The 14,434-nt window shown below is 65.1% G+C and carries 12 protein-coding genes; 3 read left to right on the top strand and 9 right to left on the bottom strand.

The features are described from left to right. Window positions 1-9: 9 nt before the first annotated feature. Window positions 10-1,029, bottom strand: coding sequence for an ABC transporter substrate-binding protein (locus tag EPD66_RS01400; RefSeq protein WP_221930831.1), 1,020 nt, complete (start codon window positions 1,027-1,029; stop codon window positions 10-12). Between the two features lie 178 nt (window positions 1,030-1,207). Between EPD66_RS01400 and hisN the strand changes: the two genes are divergently transcribed. From hisN to eutC, 3 genes are read left to right on the top strand one after another with little or no spacing between them, the layout of a single operon-like run. Further along, window positions 1,208-2,053, top strand: a complete 846-nt coding sequence (gene hisN, locus EPD66_RS01395; RefSeq protein ID WP_142846628.1) for a histidinol-phosphatase — start codon at window positions 1,208-1,210, stop codon at window positions 2,051-2,053. Continuing rightward, window positions 2,050-3,444 (top strand): ethanolamine ammonia-lyase subunit EutB, encoded by a 1,395-nt coding sequence (locus tag EPD66_RS01390; protein WP_142846626.1) that lies wholly within the window; start codon window positions 2,050-2,052, stop codon window positions 3,442-3,444. Before hisN ends, EPD66_RS01390 begins: the two co-directional genes overlap by 4 nt. Then, window positions 3,441-4,211: an ethanolamine ammonia-lyase subunit EutC gene (gene eutC / locus EPD66_RS01385; protein WP_142846624.1), complete on the top strand. Its 771-nt coding sequence runs from the start codon at window positions 3,441-3,443 to the stop codon at window positions 4,209-4,211. Before EPD66_RS01390 ends, eutC begins: the two co-directional genes overlap by 4 nt. 33 nt (window positions 4,212-4,244) lie before the next feature. On the opposite strand, the gene EPD66_RS01380 is transcribed toward eutC, so the two are convergent. The 8 genes from EPD66_RS01380 to EPD66_RS01345 all read right to left on the bottom strand — a co-directional run bounded on the left by EPD66_RS01380 (window position 4,245) and on the right by EPD66_RS01345 (window position 14,428). Continuing rightward, window positions 4,245-7,715 carry an acyl-[ACP]--phospholipid O-acyltransferase gene (locus EPD66_RS01380; protein WP_185961190.1) on the bottom strand — a complete coding sequence of 1,157 codons (3,471 nt, stop codon included), beginning with the start codon at window positions 7,713-7,715 and terminating at the stop codon, window positions 4,245-4,247. A 58-nt stretch (window positions 7,716-7,773) separates the two neighbouring features. Further along, complete coding sequence (locus tag EPD66_RS01375; protein WP_142846623.1) at window positions 7,774-8,352, bottom strand: TetR/AcrR family transcriptional regulator; 579 nt, start codon at window positions 8,350-8,352, stop codon at window positions 7,774-7,776. A 287-nt stretch (window positions 8,353-8,639) separates the two neighbouring features. Then, window positions 8,640-9,575 carry an SRPBCC family protein gene (locus tag EPD66_RS01370; protein WP_142846621.1) on the bottom strand — a complete coding sequence of 312 codons (936 nt, stop codon included), beginning with the start codon at window positions 9,573-9,575 and terminating at the stop codon, window positions 8,640-8,642. An 11-nt stretch (window positions 9,576-9,586) separates the two neighbouring features. Further along, window positions 9,587-10,417 carry a phosphoenolpyruvate hydrolase family protein gene (locus EPD66_RS01365; protein ID WP_142846619.1) on the bottom strand — a complete coding sequence of 277 codons (831 nt, stop codon included), beginning with the start codon at window positions 10,415-10,417 and terminating at the stop codon, window positions 9,587-9,589. 32 nt (window positions 10,418-10,449) lie between these two features. Beyond that, window positions 10,450-11,646, bottom strand: a complete 1,197-nt coding sequence (locus tag EPD66_RS01360; RefSeq protein WP_142846617.1) for a Tm-1-like ATP-binding domain-containing protein — start codon at window positions 11,644-11,646, stop codon at window positions 10,450-10,452. Window positions 11,647-11,698: 52 nt separating this feature from the next. After that, entirely contained in the window at window positions 11,699-12,400 is a 702-nt protein-coding gene (locus EPD66_RS01355) for an ABC transporter ATP-binding protein (protein WP_142846615.1), read from the bottom strand. Then, window positions 12,393-13,175, bottom strand: a complete 783-nt coding sequence (locus EPD66_RS01350; protein WP_255448318.1) for an ABC transporter ATP-binding protein — start codon at window positions 13,173-13,175, stop codon at window positions 12,393-12,395. The genes EPD66_RS01355 and EPD66_RS01350 overlap by 8 nt, the downstream gene beginning before the upstream one ends. Then, window positions 13,172-14,428: an ABC transporter substrate-binding protein gene (locus EPD66_RS01345; RefSeq protein WP_142846613.1), complete on the bottom strand. Its 1,257-nt coding sequence runs from the start codon at window positions 14,426-14,428 to the stop codon at window positions 13,172-13,174. Before EPD66_RS01345 ends, EPD66_RS01350 begins: the two co-directional genes overlap by 4 nt. Between the last annotated feature and the right edge of the window lie 6 nt (window positions 14,429-14,434).

Below are 14,434 nucleotides of genomic sequence, written 5' to 3'. Positions count from 1 at the left end.
AAAAGAGGGTCAGCGGTTGATGGTGGAGCGCCACTTGGCCAGGATTTCCGGCCGTTCCACGGCGGATTTGGCGAAATCCATGGGATAGAGGACTTCCGTCAGGTTCTCGGGCAGGCCGGCCTTGTCGGCCATCTCCGAGCGCGGCACGCCGGGAATGGTGATCATGTCCTTGTACTTGCTGTAAACCTCGGCGGCCTCGGGCGAGACGGTCCATTCCAGGAAACGCAGTGCCGCCTCGCGGTTCTTCGATCCCTTGACGAGGCCGGAAGCCTCCAACTCATAGCCCGCCAGATCGGCGGGAATGACCATTTCCACCGGGAATCCGGCCTCGATCGACTTCATAGCGACGAAGGACAGCGAGGCGCCGATGGCATATTCGCCGCTGCGGGCCATGGTGCAGGGACGCGAGCCGGAGGGTGGATATTGGGCGATGTTCTGGTCCAGGCGCTCGAGAAGGTCCCAGCCCTTTTCCTCGCCCATACCTTGCAGGATAGCGGCGATCTGCAGATAGCCGGTCCCCGACGAGGCAGGATTGGGCATCACGATCTCGCCCTTGTAGACGGGATCGGTCAGGTCCTCCCAGGAGGTCGGCTTGGGCAGGTTCTTCGCCTCGAGCACCGCCGTGTTGACGCAGAAGGCGCCCAGATAGCCGGTGGCGGCAAACCAACTGCCGTCCTCGGCGCGATAGGGCTCGGGCAGTGTCTCCACGCCGGGGATCTCGACCTCTTCGAGCATCTGCTTGATGGAGGGGTCCAGGATGTTGGTGACCGCAAGTCCCCAGATCACATCGGCCCGGGGATTACCCGCTTCCGCGATCAGCCGGGCGCCCAGATCGCCGGTGGACAGGCGCAGGACATCGATCTGGATGTCCGGCAGCGACTTCCGTGCGGCCGCCAGATATTCGGCGATCTCGTCTTCCTCGAGCGCCGAATAGACGGTGATGGAAGAGGCCTGGGCGGCCGTGGACAAGGCCAGCAGCCCGAATGCGGCGGCCGAGGCCAAGAGGGGGCGCGAGAACATCTTCAGCATGGGACTTCTCCGTCACATCGGCACGCGCAGGTGCCTGACTGATGAAGGCGGGCGCCTGGGGCGCCGTGCCGTGTGTAAGTTTGTGCAGTTTTGCAAAATTGTGTTTCTCTGTCTACGCCTTTTGCATATTATCTAGCCATCATCATTTTATGATTAATAAACAGACAAGGAGTGCAGGATGACCGCAGCGCCCGCCACCGGCCTTTCGCCGGTCGATTTGGGGGAATTCCTGGACTTTGCCGAAGCCTTGGCGGGAGAGGCGGGCGGCTTGGCCGCGCAATGGTTCCGGAAGCCTTTGGACATCGAGAAGAAACGCGACGAAAGCCCGGTGACGATTGCCGACCGCACCATCGAGGCGGCCTTGAGGAAACGCATCGCGGCGCGCTATCCCGATCACGGCCTGTTCGGCGAAGAACATGGCTGCGTCGGGCTGGAGGCGCACAAGCTATGGGTCATCGACCCGATCGACGGCACCCGCAGCTTCATTTCCGGCTGGCCGCTATGGGGGACGCTGATCGCCTTGCTGGAGGACGGTGCACCGCAATTGGGCATCATCGAAATCCCTGCCCTGCGCGAACGCTGGATCGGCGCGCGCGGCCGCGCTACCCGCTTCCGCAACGGCAATGGGCAGGAAATGCTCTGCAAGACCAGCCCATGCCGCCTCTTGGCGGAAGCGCGGTGCTACACCACGTCTCCTTTCTATTTCACGTCCCGCGATCGGCTTGCGGTTGAAGCCCTGCTGGCGCGCACCCATACCCCGCGCTTCGGCGGCGATTGCTACAGCTATGCCATGCTGGCGGCCGGGCATGTGGATCTGGTCGTGGAGGCGCGGCTCGAGCCCTTCGATTATTGCGCGCTGATCCCGGTGGTCGAAGGCGCCGGCGGCATCATCACCGATTGGGCCGGACGCCCCCTCGACCTGGAGTCCGACGGGCGCGTGATCGCCGCGGCCACGCCCGAACTTTATGCCGAGGCCCTGGCCCATCTGCGGGATTATGGATGCATCGAAACAGGTGAGACATGACCATCACCCATTCCGTCGGCGGAACCACCTATCGCTTCGACTCCCTGGCCGCCCTGCTGGCCAAGGCCAGCCCGGCACGTTCGGGCGATGTCTTGGCCGGGATCGCCGCCGCCAGCGACGAGGAACGCGTGGCCGCCCGCATGGCTCTGGCGGATCTGCCGCTGCGCCGGTTTCTCGATGAACCGCTGATCCCCTACGAAACCGACGAGGTGACCCGCCTCATCTGCGACAGCCACGATCAGGCCGCCTTCGCCCCCGTCTCCTCGATGACGGTCGGAGCACTGCGCGACTGGCTGCTGTCCGACGCCGCCGGGACTGAGGAACTGACCGCCCTCGCCCCCGGCCTGACGCCGGAAATAGCTGCCGCCGTCTGCAAGCTGATGCGCAACCAGGACCTGATTGCCGTCGGCCGCAAATGCCGCGTCGTCACGGCCTTTCGCTCCACCATCGGCCTGCCGGGAAGGCTGTCGGTGCGGTTGCAGCCGAACCATCCCACCGACGATCCGGCCGGGATCGCCGCCTCCATCCTGGACGGGCTGATGTATGGCTGCGGCGATGCGGTGATCGGCATCAATCCGGCGACCGACAGCCCGGCGGCCATGACGCGCCTGCTGCACCTGATCGACGAGATCCGCCTGCGCCACGACATTCCGACGCAATCCTGCGTGCTGGCGCATGTGACCACCGCCATGGCGGTGATGGACCAGGGCGCACCGGTCGATCTGGTCTTCCAGTCCATCGCCGGTACGCAGGCCACCAATGACAGCTTCGGCATCACCTTAGCCATGCTGGCCGAGGCGCGCGAGCAGGCCCTGGCGCTGAAGCGCGGCACGGTGGGGCGGAATGTGATGTATTTCGAGACCGGCCAGGGCAGCGCCCTGTCCGCCGACGCCCATCACGGCCTGGACCAGCAGACGGTGGAGGCCCGGGCCTATGCCGTGGCGCGGGCCTTCTCGCCGCTGCTGGTCAATACCGTGGTCGGCTTCATCGGGCCGGAATATCTCTATAACGGCAAGCAGATCATCCGTGCCGGACTGGAAGACCATTTCTGCGGCAAGCTGCTGGGCATCCCGATGGGATGCGACATCTGCTACACCAACCATGCCGAGGCCGACCAGGACGACATGGACACACTGCTGACCCTGCTGGGAACCGCCGGGGTCAATTTCATCATGGGCGTGCCGGGGGCCGACGACATCATGCTGAATTACCAGAGCACCTCCTTCCATGACGCCCTCTATCTTCGCGCCACCCTCGGCCTGAAACCCGCCCCGGAATTCGAGGCCTGGCTGGAGCGGATGGAAATCGCCGATGCCGCCGGACGCATCCGCCCCCGCCTGACCGGGGAAAGCGGCGCCCGGCTCCTGCTGGCCGCCGGAGGTGCCGCATGAGCGACCGGCCCGCCGATCCCTGGCATATCCTGCGTCGCCATACCGCCGCCCGCATCGCTTTGGGCCGGGTCGGCGACGGCCTGCCGCTGGCCCATCTGCTGGACTTCCAGATGGCCCATGCCCGTGCCCGCGATTCGGTGCATATGCCGCTCGACTTCGCGGCCCTCGAACGGGAAATCGCACAGGCGACCGGCCTTGCGGTGCGGACCCTGCGCAGCGCCGCGCCGGACCGCGCCCTCTATCTGCAACGCCCCGATCTCGGCCGGCAACTGGCGGAGGGAGAAGCTGCAAAACTGCCCCCCGGCCCCTATGAGGTGGTGTTCGTCATCGGCGACGGCCTGTCCTCCCGCGCCGTCAAGGACCATGCCGCCGCCACCTTGCGGGCTCTCCAGGTCCGCCTGGCTGGCTGGCATATCGGCCCGGTGATCCTGGCCCGGCAGGCCCGCGTGGCCTTGGCCGACGGCATCGGGGCGGCCATGGGCGCGGCGATGACGGTGATGCTGATCGGCGAACGGCCCGGCCTGTCCAGCGCCGACAGCCTGGGCGCCTACCTGACCTGGGGGCCACGGCCCGGCCTGCAGAATTCAGCCCGCAACTGCGTCTCGAACATCCGCCCGGAAGGCCTGCTGCCGGAAGCCGCCGCCGCGAAGATCGCTTGGCTGATGAACGAGGCCCGTCGCCTGAAGCTGTCCGGCGTCGCCCTGAAGGACGACGTCCCGGAGGCCTTGCCAGACAACCCGCCCACGCCGCCGCCTTTCCTGCCTTAGGAGACTGAGCGTCGCAAGACAGGGGGCTGGAACTTAAGGCTGCAAGCCGCCGGGAGCATCCTCCTCCTCGGCATGGGATTCTTCCGTATCCGGGCGAGTGGTCTCGACCATGGCCTTTGCGGCGACGTAATCCGTCTTGCCCGTGCCCAGCACCGGCATGCGGTCGATGACCTGCACCTGGCGGGGCACCCAGAGTTCGGCAAGGCCGGCCTTGCGGAAATGGTTCTGGATCTCCGCCCGGCTGGCTTGGGCATGGGTGGTCAGCAGGACCAGTTGCTCACCCTTGCGCGGGTCGGGCAGCGCGATCACGGCATGCTGGGCATCGGGCCACAGCAGGGCCAGTTCGGCTTCCACGCGGGTCAGCGAGACCATTTCCCCGGCGACCTTGGCGAAGCGCTTGGCACGGCCCAGGATGCGCAGGAAGCCCTGGTCGTCGATGGCGACGATATCGCCGGTATCGTACCAGCCCTCGGCCGGCGGCTCCAATTCGCCGGGACGCTCGGCGCGCAGATAGCCCAGCATCACATTGGGGCCGCGCACATGCAGCCGTCCGCCCTCTTCGATGCCCGGCACCTTTTCCAGGCGGCATTCGATGGCTGGCAGCAGGCGGCCCACGCTGCCCGCCTTGTAATGCATGGGCGTGTTGACGGCGATGACCGGGGCGGTCTCGGTGGCGCCATAGCCTTCCAGGATGCGCAGGCCGAATTTCTCCATCCAGGCCTTGCGGGTCTCGTCCCTCACCTTTTCCGCCCCGGCGAAGATATAGCGCAGGCTGTAGAAATCATAAGGATTGGCGACGCGGGCATAGCCGCTCAGGAAGGTGTCGGTGCCGAACATGATCGTGGCGTTGGTGTCATAGACCATCTCGGGCACGATGCGGTAATGCAGCGGCGAGGGATAAAGGAAGCTGCGCACCCCCGACAGCAGCGGCAGCAGCAACCCGCCGGTCAGGCCGAAGGAATGGAAGACGGGCAGCGCGTTGAACACCAGGTCGGAAGGAGAAAAATCCACCCGCGCGGCAAGCTGCTGGCAATTGGCCAGGATATTGGCATGGCTCAACACCACGCCCTTGGGCTTGCCTTCCGAGCCCGAGGTGAACAGCACCGCCGCCGCATCCCCGGCCTTGCGCCCGAAACGGCGGTGGATGTATCCGGCGAAGGGGGCTTCGGCAAAGGCACGCAGGCGGGAAAACAGGCCGATCTCGTCACGGATGTCCTCCAGCCAGACGATCCGCACCTGCTTGTCCAGCGCCTCGGCCAGCGATTGCAGCCGGGCCTGCTCGATGAAGCGGCGGGAGGTGACGACGGTGCCGATCCGCGCCGCTTCGCAGGCCGAGAGGATATTGGCCGGACCGGCGGTGAAATTGAGCATGGCGGCCACCCGCCCGAAAGCCTGCAAGCCGCAGAAGGACAAGGCGGTGGCCGTGGCATTGGGCAGCAGCAGGCCAACCGTCTCGCCCGGCCGGGTCTGGCGGATCAGCTTGCGGCCCAGGGCCAGGCTGCCGATGATCACGCGGCCATAGCTGACCGGCTTGCGGTTAATGTCGTCCAGGATCACCGCCTTGCCGCCATGGATGGCGCGGGCGTCGAGCAGGGCCTCGAACAAGGTCCGGTCCTTGGGAGCGGTCTCGTACATCATGCGCGACATGACGTCGTAGAGCGCTTGGCCGATGCGCTGGCGGCGGGCGCGGCCCTTCAGTTCCGGCGGCAGGTCGAAGCGCTGGGGGGGCTGCATGAAGATGCGGATGCGCGGAAAGAGGCGGCGGCGGACCTTGCCCTTCAGATAGGAGAAGGGCGTGTATTGGGCGCCGTCGATGCGCACCGGCACGAGGGTGGCCCCGGCACGGTCGGCGATCATGCCCGGGCCTTCATAGACCTTCATCAGCGCACCGGTCACGGTGATGCGGCCCTCGGGGAAGATCACGACCGTCCGCCCCGCCTGCACCGCACGGATCAGCGCCTTGGTGGACAGCGGATTGGTGGGATCGAGCGGAAAGGCATCGACCAGGGTCAGGAAAGGCTTCACCCACCAGCGCCGGGCGACGAAGCTGTTGATCGCGAAAGTCGGCTTCTGCGGCAGGAAGGTCGCCATCAGCACGGCATCAAGCAGCGAGACGTGGTTGACCGCGATCACCACCCGCTCTCCCGCATTCTTCAGGTGCTCGAAGCCGGAAAGCTCGACCTTGTAGAGGCGGCGCAGCAGCCAGGACAGCACGCCCTTGATCACCGCGTCGGGCAGCAGGCCGCAGATATAGACGGCCACCACCGCATTGGCGGCGGCCACCAGCAGGAAGATGTCCGTCACCTGCCAGCCCATCCCCAGCAGGGCCATGGTGACCAGGGCCGAGACGACCATGAAGGCGGCATTGACGATGTTGTTGGCGGCGATCACCCGCGCCCGCTCGTCCTGTTCCGCATGGCTTTGCAGGATGGCGTAGAGGGGAACGATATAGAGGCCGCCGCAGACGGCGATCAGCAGCAGGTCGGCCAGCACGCGCAGATTGGCCCAGGAGGACAGGAACTGCCCCAGCCCCGCCAGCTCACCTTCCCCGCCCGCGGCACTCACTCCGCCGAGATAGAGGTCGAGGGAGAACAGGGTGATGCCGATGGCGGCGAAGGGCACGAAACGGGCGGAAATCTCGCCCTTCAGCACCCGCCCGCACAGCATCGACCCCAGGCCGATGCCGACGGAAAACACCGTCAGCATCACCGTCACCGCATATTGGTCGGCGCGCAGAATATCACGCGCGAAAGCGGGGAATTGGGACAGGAAGGTCGCCCCCATCAGCCAGAACCAGGAAATCCCCAGCACCGACAGGAACAGGTCGCGGCGCTTGCGCACCAGCCCGATGACGCGCCCCGTTTCGCGCAGGATATTGGCGTGAACGACCAGTTGGGGATTGCCGGGCGGACCGGCGGGCAGGAACAGGCTGGCGGCGAAGCCGGCCACCGCCATGACCAGCAGGATCGCCGACACGATTTGCGGCCCGCTGTCCAGCATCACCAGGATGCCGCCCCCGATGGTGCCGATCAGGATGGCCAGGAAGGTGCCGCTTTCCACCAGGGCATTGCCGCTGATCAGTTCGTCCTCGCGCAATTGTTCGGGCAGAATCGAATATTTCAGCGGGCCGAAGAAGGCCGATTGCACGCCCAGCAGGAACAGGGCGGCCAGCATGATCCAGATATCGGCGGCCAGCAGGCCCCAGGCCGCCACCACGGCGATACCGATCTCGGCCAGCTTGACCAGCTTGACCAGCTTGGTCTTCTGCATCCGGTCGGCGAGCTGGCCGGCCGTCGCCGAGAACAGGAAGAAGGGCAGGATGAACAATCCCGCAGCCGCCGTCACCAGGATGGGAGCCGACAATCCCGCCTGGTCGCCCAATCCGAACAACACCAGAATGACCAGGGCATTCTTGAAGAAATTGTCGTTCATGGCCCCCAGGAACTGGGCCACGAAAAGCGGCAGGAAGCGGCGCTTGGCGAGCAAGGAAAAGGAAGAAGCCATGTTCGACTCCCGAAAGAGGTGTCAGCGCATTGGAAAGGGCGGGCGGAAGGATCAGGGGTTACGGATTGAGCACCCGCCAGCAGGCCGCCGTGATCTCCGGTGCCAAGGCGGCGAATGGCGGAGTCAGGCGGCCATAGACCATCAGCACGGCAGGCTGAAGCAACAGCCCAAGCACGAATCCTGTCGCCAGATCGGGATCGCGGGCTGTGATCTCGCCCCGTTCCATGGCCTCGGCGATGACATTGTGTAAGACCTGCACCGGATTATCCGCCCCCGTATCGATGCGCGGCAGGGCTTGGTGCTGGGCCAGCAGCAGGAAGCGGAAGCAGATCGGATCGCTGTCGTAGAATTGGCAGATCGTTTCGATCATCGCCGCCAATTTGTCGGGAAAAGCGCCGTGCGCCTGCTGCACATCCCGTAATTTGCGTCCGAAAGCGCCGTAATTGGTCTGGAACAGGTCGTGGACCAATTCGTCCTTCGAGACGTAATGGCGATAGAGCGTTCCCTCGGCGATGCCCGCCGCCGAGGCAAGATCGCGGATCGTCGTTTCCGTCACCCCCTTCTCCACGAAGAGGCGCAGCGCCGTCCCCTGGATCAGCTCGCGGGTCGCGCTCGCATCCTTTGCTTTCCTGGGCATCCCTGTTCCTTATTTATAGTGAACGCTCACTCACATTAGTCAAAGCTCGCCCCCCTTGCAAGGCCCAAGCTGCCCTCCCCGCTTGAGCGAGACAAAATGAAAACCCCGCCGCAGAGCGACGGGGTTTATCACCCGCCTGCCCCCCGATAGAAGGGGAACAGGCGGAGGGGGGAGCGCTTAGACCAGGGCAGCTAGAGCAGCTTGCGTTATATCTGACGCAAGCTGCGACCTGCGGCCGTTGAGGCCGCGGCCAAGCGCGCGGAGGCGCGCGCCCGGCAAGGGCAAATTTATAAACCTAAAGCATGATGCAGATTTCCTGCGTCACGCTTTAGGCGGGAACCGACCGTATCGAAGGCCTTCTGGAAAACGTTGTGATGAACCTTTTCCACCAACTCCGCCTCGACCTCGGGGGCGCAGCGGAAATCGGCGGTCCAGACGGCGAAGGTCCGGTCGCCGTCGGTGACGGGGAACAGGCTGGCTTCGGCGACGTAATTGCTCAAGGGCATGGCGCTCTTGAGGATGCGGTAGCCGAACCGGTGGTCCAGGTCGGACAGCCACAGCAATTCCTCGCGCAGATGGTCCTCGCCGAAATGGAAGCTCCGCACACAGCCCACTTCGTCGGAACGCCGCCCGCCCTCGATGGTCATGTCGTGGATATCGGAATGCCAGCCGGCCATGCCGCCGAAATCGCGCATGATCTCCCAGACCTTGGCGACGGGGGCGTCGATGACCGAACTGCAGAAGACCTTGGCCGGGCGGTCGCCCTGCCAGCGTTCGGCGCTGACGGCGGGAAAATCCCTGCCCTTCAGCGCATCCCAGCCCGTCTTGAAGACGCCATTGGCGAAGAGGTTCTGTAACCCGGCTTCCTCGCCCTGGTCGCAGTCATAGGTCGCCCACCATTCGGCGAAGGTAGCGTCACCCGCCGTGACCGGCGTCAGGCGGATGGTCGCCTGATAGTTCCGCGCCGGAATGGGCGAGGTCTGGAAGTCGTAGGTGACGCTATAGCGGGCATCGGACAGGGAGAGCAGCTTTTCTCGGATATGGCTGCCGTCCTGGAGATGAAAGCTGCGCACGCAGCCGACGCTGTCGGGGGCGCGACCCTCCTCAATCTCGCTGCGGGCGATGCCGGGATGCCAGGACGGCAAGGCATTGAAGTCGCGGACCACCGCCCAGACCGATTCGACGGGCGCGGGAATGATCGCACTGGCATAGGCCTTGGGCATTCTCTCCTCCCTTAGAAATTGATCGTCTTGAATTTCCGGGTCTGTTCGGTCAGGGCCTGTTCGGTGGGCAGGCGCTCCATCGAACTGGCGCCGTAGAAGCCGTGGCAGAGCTGGGTGTTCTTCAGCACGTATTCGGCATCTTCCGGTCCCGAGATGGGGCCGCCATGGCACAGCACGATGACGTCGTCGCGCACGCGGCGGGCCGCCTCGGCCCAGGCATCGATATCGCGCACGCAATCGGCCAAGGTGCGGGCCGTTTCGGCGCCGATCGACCCGCCGGTGGTCAGGCCCAGATGGCAGACGATGATATCCGCCCCGGCCCGGGTCATGGCGACCGCTTCCTCGGCGCTGAAGACGTAAGGCGTGGTCAGCATGTTCTTTTCATGGGCCAGCCGGATCATGTCGACTTCCAGCCCATAGCTCATGCCGGTTTCTTCAAGATTAGCGCGGAACACGCCGTCGATCAGCCCGACGGTGGGGAAGTTCTGCACCCCGGCGAAGCCCATGGCCTTCAACTCGTCGAGGAAGGGGCCCATCAGCACGAAGGGATCGGTGCCGTTAACCCCCGCCAGGACCGGAGTGTGCTTGACCACCGGCAGGACTTCGCAGGCCATTTCCTTGACGATCTGGTTGGCGTTGCCATAGGCCAGCAGCCCGGCCAGCGAGCCGCGCCCGGCCATGCGGTAGCGGCCGGAATTGTAGATCACGATCAAATCGATGCCGCCGGCTTCCTCGCATTTGGCCGACAGGCCGGTGCCCGCCCCCCCGCCGATGATCGGCTGGCGCTTGGCGATCATGTCGCGGAAACGAGCGAGAATGACTTGGCGCTCGATAAGTTTCATCGGAAACACTCCTCGGTAGACAGATCGGGCGCCTATGCCGCGATCTCCCGGAAATTACGGGCCAGGGCCGCGGCGAATTCCGGATCGTTGATGTGATGGGGAAGCTTGATCAGGCGCCGGTCCGGCGTCTCCTGGAAAGTCTCGGAAATGGCGCTGAACAGGGCCTCGTTGGCCTCGGGGTCGTGGAAGGGCTTGCCGGGCGCGTCCAGCGCCGACACTCCGCCCAGCGGCAGAAGGAAGCGGACCGGCCCGTCGCAGGCATTCAGGCGGGCGGCGATCCATTCGCCCATCTTGCGATTTTCCTCGGGCGTGGTGCGCATCAGCGTGACCTGCGGATTGTGGACATAGAGGTTCCGCTGCCGGAATTTCTCGGGCACCGTCTCCAAGGCGCCGAAATTCACCATGTCCAGCGCTCCCGCCGAACCCACATAGGGCAGCTTCGTGCGGGCGACGGCGCCGAAGCGGTCCTCGGTGCAGGGGAAGACCCCGCCGACGAAGAAGTCGCAGACTTCGGTGGTCGTGGTGTCGATCAGCCCGTCCACGAGGCGGCTGTCGGCCAGCTTTTCCATCGATTGGCCGCCGGTGCCGGTGGCGTGGAAGACGAAGCAGTCGTATTCGTCCTCCAACTGGGCGCGCAGCTGATTGACGCAATCAGTGGTGACGCCGAACATGGTCATGCCGATGCCGCGCCTGTCGTTGGCCAGGGCCGGCACCTGCCACTTCGCCATGCCGGCGGCGGCATGGGCGGCATTGCCGATGACCTTGCGGCTGATGCTGTTGATCCCGGCGATATCGGTGACGGAATACATCATGGCGATGTCGTTCGGCCCGACATAGGCCGAGACATTGCCCGAGGCGACGGTCGAGACCATCAGCTTGGGCAGGCCGATGGGCAGGCGCCGCATGGCGGCCGTCACCAAGGCTGTATTGCCCGACCCGCCCATGCCCAGCACGCAGCCGATATCCTCGCGGCTTTCCAGATAGGCGGCCAGGGCCTCGCTCATGGCGGTGACCGCCGCGCCGCGATCATCGAAACCCAGCACCGCCTTCCGCCCCTGGGGATGGAAGTCCGCCACCTCCACTGCCGGCACATCAGCGCTGTCGCAGGCCTCGCGGGTGCCGACATCGACGACGATGGCCTCCACGCCCGCCGCCCGCACCATGTCGCGAGCATAGAGCAATTCGGCTTCCTTCGTGTCACAGGTTCCAACCACATAGACTTTGCCCATTCTTTCCTCCCTGCGTTTAGCGACGGGGTTCGTTTTCTTTTCTCGATGAGCTTCAGGCATGGGCGCTGACGCCCAGCCAGCGGCGCTGGGCGGTTTCATCCTCCAGCAGGTCCTGGGACGGCATGGTAGCGGCGATGCGGCCTGTGACCATCACGGCGACGCGGTCGCAGACCGTGGTGGCGACGCCGAGATTCTGCTCGACCAGCAGGATGCCCATGCCGCTTTTCGCCAGGTCGCGCAGCACAATGCACAGATGATCGACGATCACCGGCGCCAGCCCTTCCGAGGGCTCGTCCATGATCACCAGCCGGGGATTGGTCAGCAGGGCGCGGGCAATGGCCAGCATCTGCTGCTCGCCGCCCGAAAGCTGGGCGCCGCCGTTGCGCTTGCGTTCGGCCAGGCGCGGGAAAGTCTCGTAGACCCGCTCGATGGTCCAGGGCCGGTTACGCCCCTTCGCGACCAGCCGCAGATGCTCGTCGACCGTCAGCGAAGGAAAGACCCGCCGCCCCTGGGGGACCAAGGCAATGCCCGAGCGGGCGATATGATCCGGCCGCCTTCCCTGGATCTCGGTGCCCTGGAAGCGGATGCTGCCACGGCTGATCCTCGCCATGCCCATGATGGAATGGCACAGCGTGGTCTTGCCCATGCCGTTGCGCCCGATCAGGGCCAGGGGCTCGTCGCCGATCGCCAGGTCCACGCCTTGCAGGACATGGGCTTGACCGTAATGGAAATGGACGTCCTTGATCTCAAGCATGACCTTGCCGCCGGTGGCCCAGATAGATCTCGTGAACCATCGGGTCCGTCTGGATGTTGTCGGGGGTATTCTCGACCACCACCGCGCCGTCCTTCATCACCGTCACGCGGTCGGCCATGGGCAGGGCGATGTCCATGTCGTGCTCGATCAGCACCACGGTCAGGCTGCGGGGCAATTCCCGCAGCAGCCGCGACAGTTCCGGCCGTTCGATGGGCGACAGCCCGGCGGCGGGTTCGTCTAGCATTAAAAGGCGCGGCGACAGGCCCATCGCCATGCCGACTTCGAGCTGGCGGCGCTGCCCATAGGACAGCTCCGTCACCAAACGATCCTGCACATGCCCCAGGCGGACCATTTCGGCCAGTTCCCGGGCGCGGGCCAGTTCGGGATTGTCCCGCCCCGGCTTGACCATGCTGAAGCGGCCCGGCCGCGCGCCACGGATGGCGAGGTAGAGATTGTCGATCACGCTCAGCCCGTCGAAGAGCAGCGAGCTTTGATAGGTCCGTCCGATGCCCAGCCGTGCCCGCTGATAGGCTTTCAGGGCCGAGATATCCTCGCCGAACAGAAGGATGCTGCCCGAAGTCGGCGGGAAATCGCCGCAGATGGTGTTGAACAAGGTGGTCTTGCCGGCGCCGTTGGGGCCGAGGATGGCGCGCCGTTCGCCCTGCGCGACGTCGAAAGTGACGTCGCGCACGGCCTGAAGGGCGCCAAACCGGCGGCCCACGCCCTTCAGGCTGAGGGCGGGGGCTTGCGTGCCGGAAACGGTTGGGCTGGTCACGACACCGGCGGGCAGCTGGGGTTGTCGCGGGAGGGCGAACCCAGCTTTTCGAACTCTTCCGGCGACAGGCCCAGGCGCTGGTCCACGCCATCGGCGCGGCCGAAGCTTTCGGTGCGCAGCCCGTCATCGGTCTTGACGATGCGGGTGAAGAAGATGTCCGAGATGGCTTGGCGGTTCTCGTCCAGCTTCACGGTCGCGCCCATCGGGTTCTTGAATTCCAGATTGGCCAGGGCCTGCTGGAATTTCTGCTGATTGTCCGACAGGTCGCCACCGACCTCCTGCAGGGCCAGCAGGATGGCCTTGGTGTTGGTGTAGTAGTTGAAGCCGTGGATCGACGGCGATTGCAGGCCGTCGGGGAAACGTTCGCGATAACGTTCCACCCATTCCTGCCACATCGGATCGTCATGGATATCGGCGATGGGACCGGCTGAGATCATGCCTTCCATCAGGCGCTGATGCGGGCCACGGGCGCTCATCAGCGTCTGGTCGGCCATGATCGAGCCGCCGATGATCGGCAGTTCGCCGCCGGTCTGGGCATATTGGGTCAGGAAGGCCAGGGCGTCGGTGCCGCCCTTGATGACCAGCAGGGCCCCTGCGTCGCGTGGGATACGGGTGATGACCGAGCTGTAATCGGTGGTGCCCAAGGGCGACCACAGCTTGGTCACCTTGCCGCCGGCGCGGCAGTAATCGACCATGAAGCCGAAGACCTGGGCATAGGGGAAGGCATAGTCGTTGGCGATCACCGCCACATGCTCGACGCCCATTTCCTGGAAGACGTAATTGCCCAGCCCCGCCATCCATTGTGCACCCTCGGTGCTGAAGCGGAAGAAATTGGGCGAGGGATCACGCAGGGTGGTATCCGACGCCGCCGAGGAGCCATTGACGATGGTCTTGCCGGTCAGGGTGCGCGAATAGTCGCGCAGGGCGATGCCCTCGGCGCCGGACAGCGGACCGACGATGATGTCCACCTGGTCCTGTTCGATCAGCTTGCGCGCGCGGGCCAGCGCCACATCGGCCTGGGCATTGGATGATTCCGCCGTCCAGACGATCTTCTTGCCGTTGATTTCGTAATTCACCTCTTCCAGCGCCAGGGTGATGCCGCGATGGCCGTCCTGCCCGCCCGAGGCGAAGGGGCCTTCCAGCGTGGCGATGGAGCCCAGGCGGATTTCCTCCTGTGCATGGGCCGGGCCGGCAAAGACGGCGGCAGCCGCGACGGTGACGATGGCCGCTACTTTCCTATTTCTCTTCGACATGAAGTC

It is taken from the genome of Telmatospirillum sp. J64-1 (assembly GCF_006980715.1).
In the GTDB taxonomy this organism is placed as follows: domain Bacteria; phylum Pseudomonadota; class Alphaproteobacteria; order Rhodospirillales; family Magnetospirillaceae; genus Oleiliquidispirillum; species Oleiliquidispirillum nitrogeniifigens.
The sequence above is the reverse complement of the archived record's forward strand: the minus strand, read 5'-3'. Positions and strand labels throughout refer to the sequence as shown.

Bases quoted from the DNA above. Each gene is read 5' to 3' on its own strand.
- EPD66_RS01400 (WP_221930831.1), bottom strand. From the start codon at position 1,029: ATGCTGAAGATGTTCTCGCGCCCCCTCTTGGCCTCGGCCGCCGCATTC.
- hisN (WP_142846628.1), top strand. From the start codon at position 1,208: ATGACCGCAGCGCCCGCCACCGGCCTTTCGCCGGTCGATTTGGGGGAA.
- EPD66_RS01390 (WP_142846626.1), top strand. From the start codon at position 2,050: ATGACCATCACCCATTCCGTCGGCGGAACCACCTATCGCTTCGACTCC.
- eutC (WP_142846624.1), top strand. From the start codon at position 3,441: ATGAGCGACCGGCCCGCCGATCCCTGGCATATCCTGCGTCGCCATACC.
- EPD66_RS01380 (WP_185961190.1), bottom strand. From the start codon at position 7,715: ATGGCTTCTTCCTTTTCCTTGCTCGCCAAGCGCCGCTTCCTGCCGCTT.
- EPD66_RS01375 (WP_142846623.1), bottom strand. From the start codon at position 8,352: ATGCCCAGGAAAGCAAAGGATGCGAGCGCGACCCGCGAGCTGATCCAG.
- EPD66_RS01370 (WP_142846621.1), bottom strand. From the start codon at position 9,575: ATGCCCAAGGCCTATGCCAGTGCGATCATTCCCGCGCCCGTCGAATCG.
- EPD66_RS01365 (WP_142846619.1), bottom strand. From the start codon at position 10,417: ATGAAACTTATCGAGCGCCAAGTCATTCTCGCTCGTTTCCGCGACATG.
- EPD66_RS01360 (WP_142846617.1), bottom strand. From the start codon at position 11,646: ATGGGCAAAGTCTATGTGGTTGGAACCTGTGACACGAAGGAAGCCGAA.
- EPD66_RS01355 (WP_142846615.1), bottom strand. From the start codon at position 12,400: ATGCTTGAGATCAAGGACGTCCATTTCCATTACGGTCAAGCCCATGTC.
- EPD66_RS01345 (WP_142846613.1), bottom strand. From the start codon at position 14,428: ATGTCGAAGAGAAATAGGAAAGTAGCGGCCATCGTCACCGTCGCGGCT.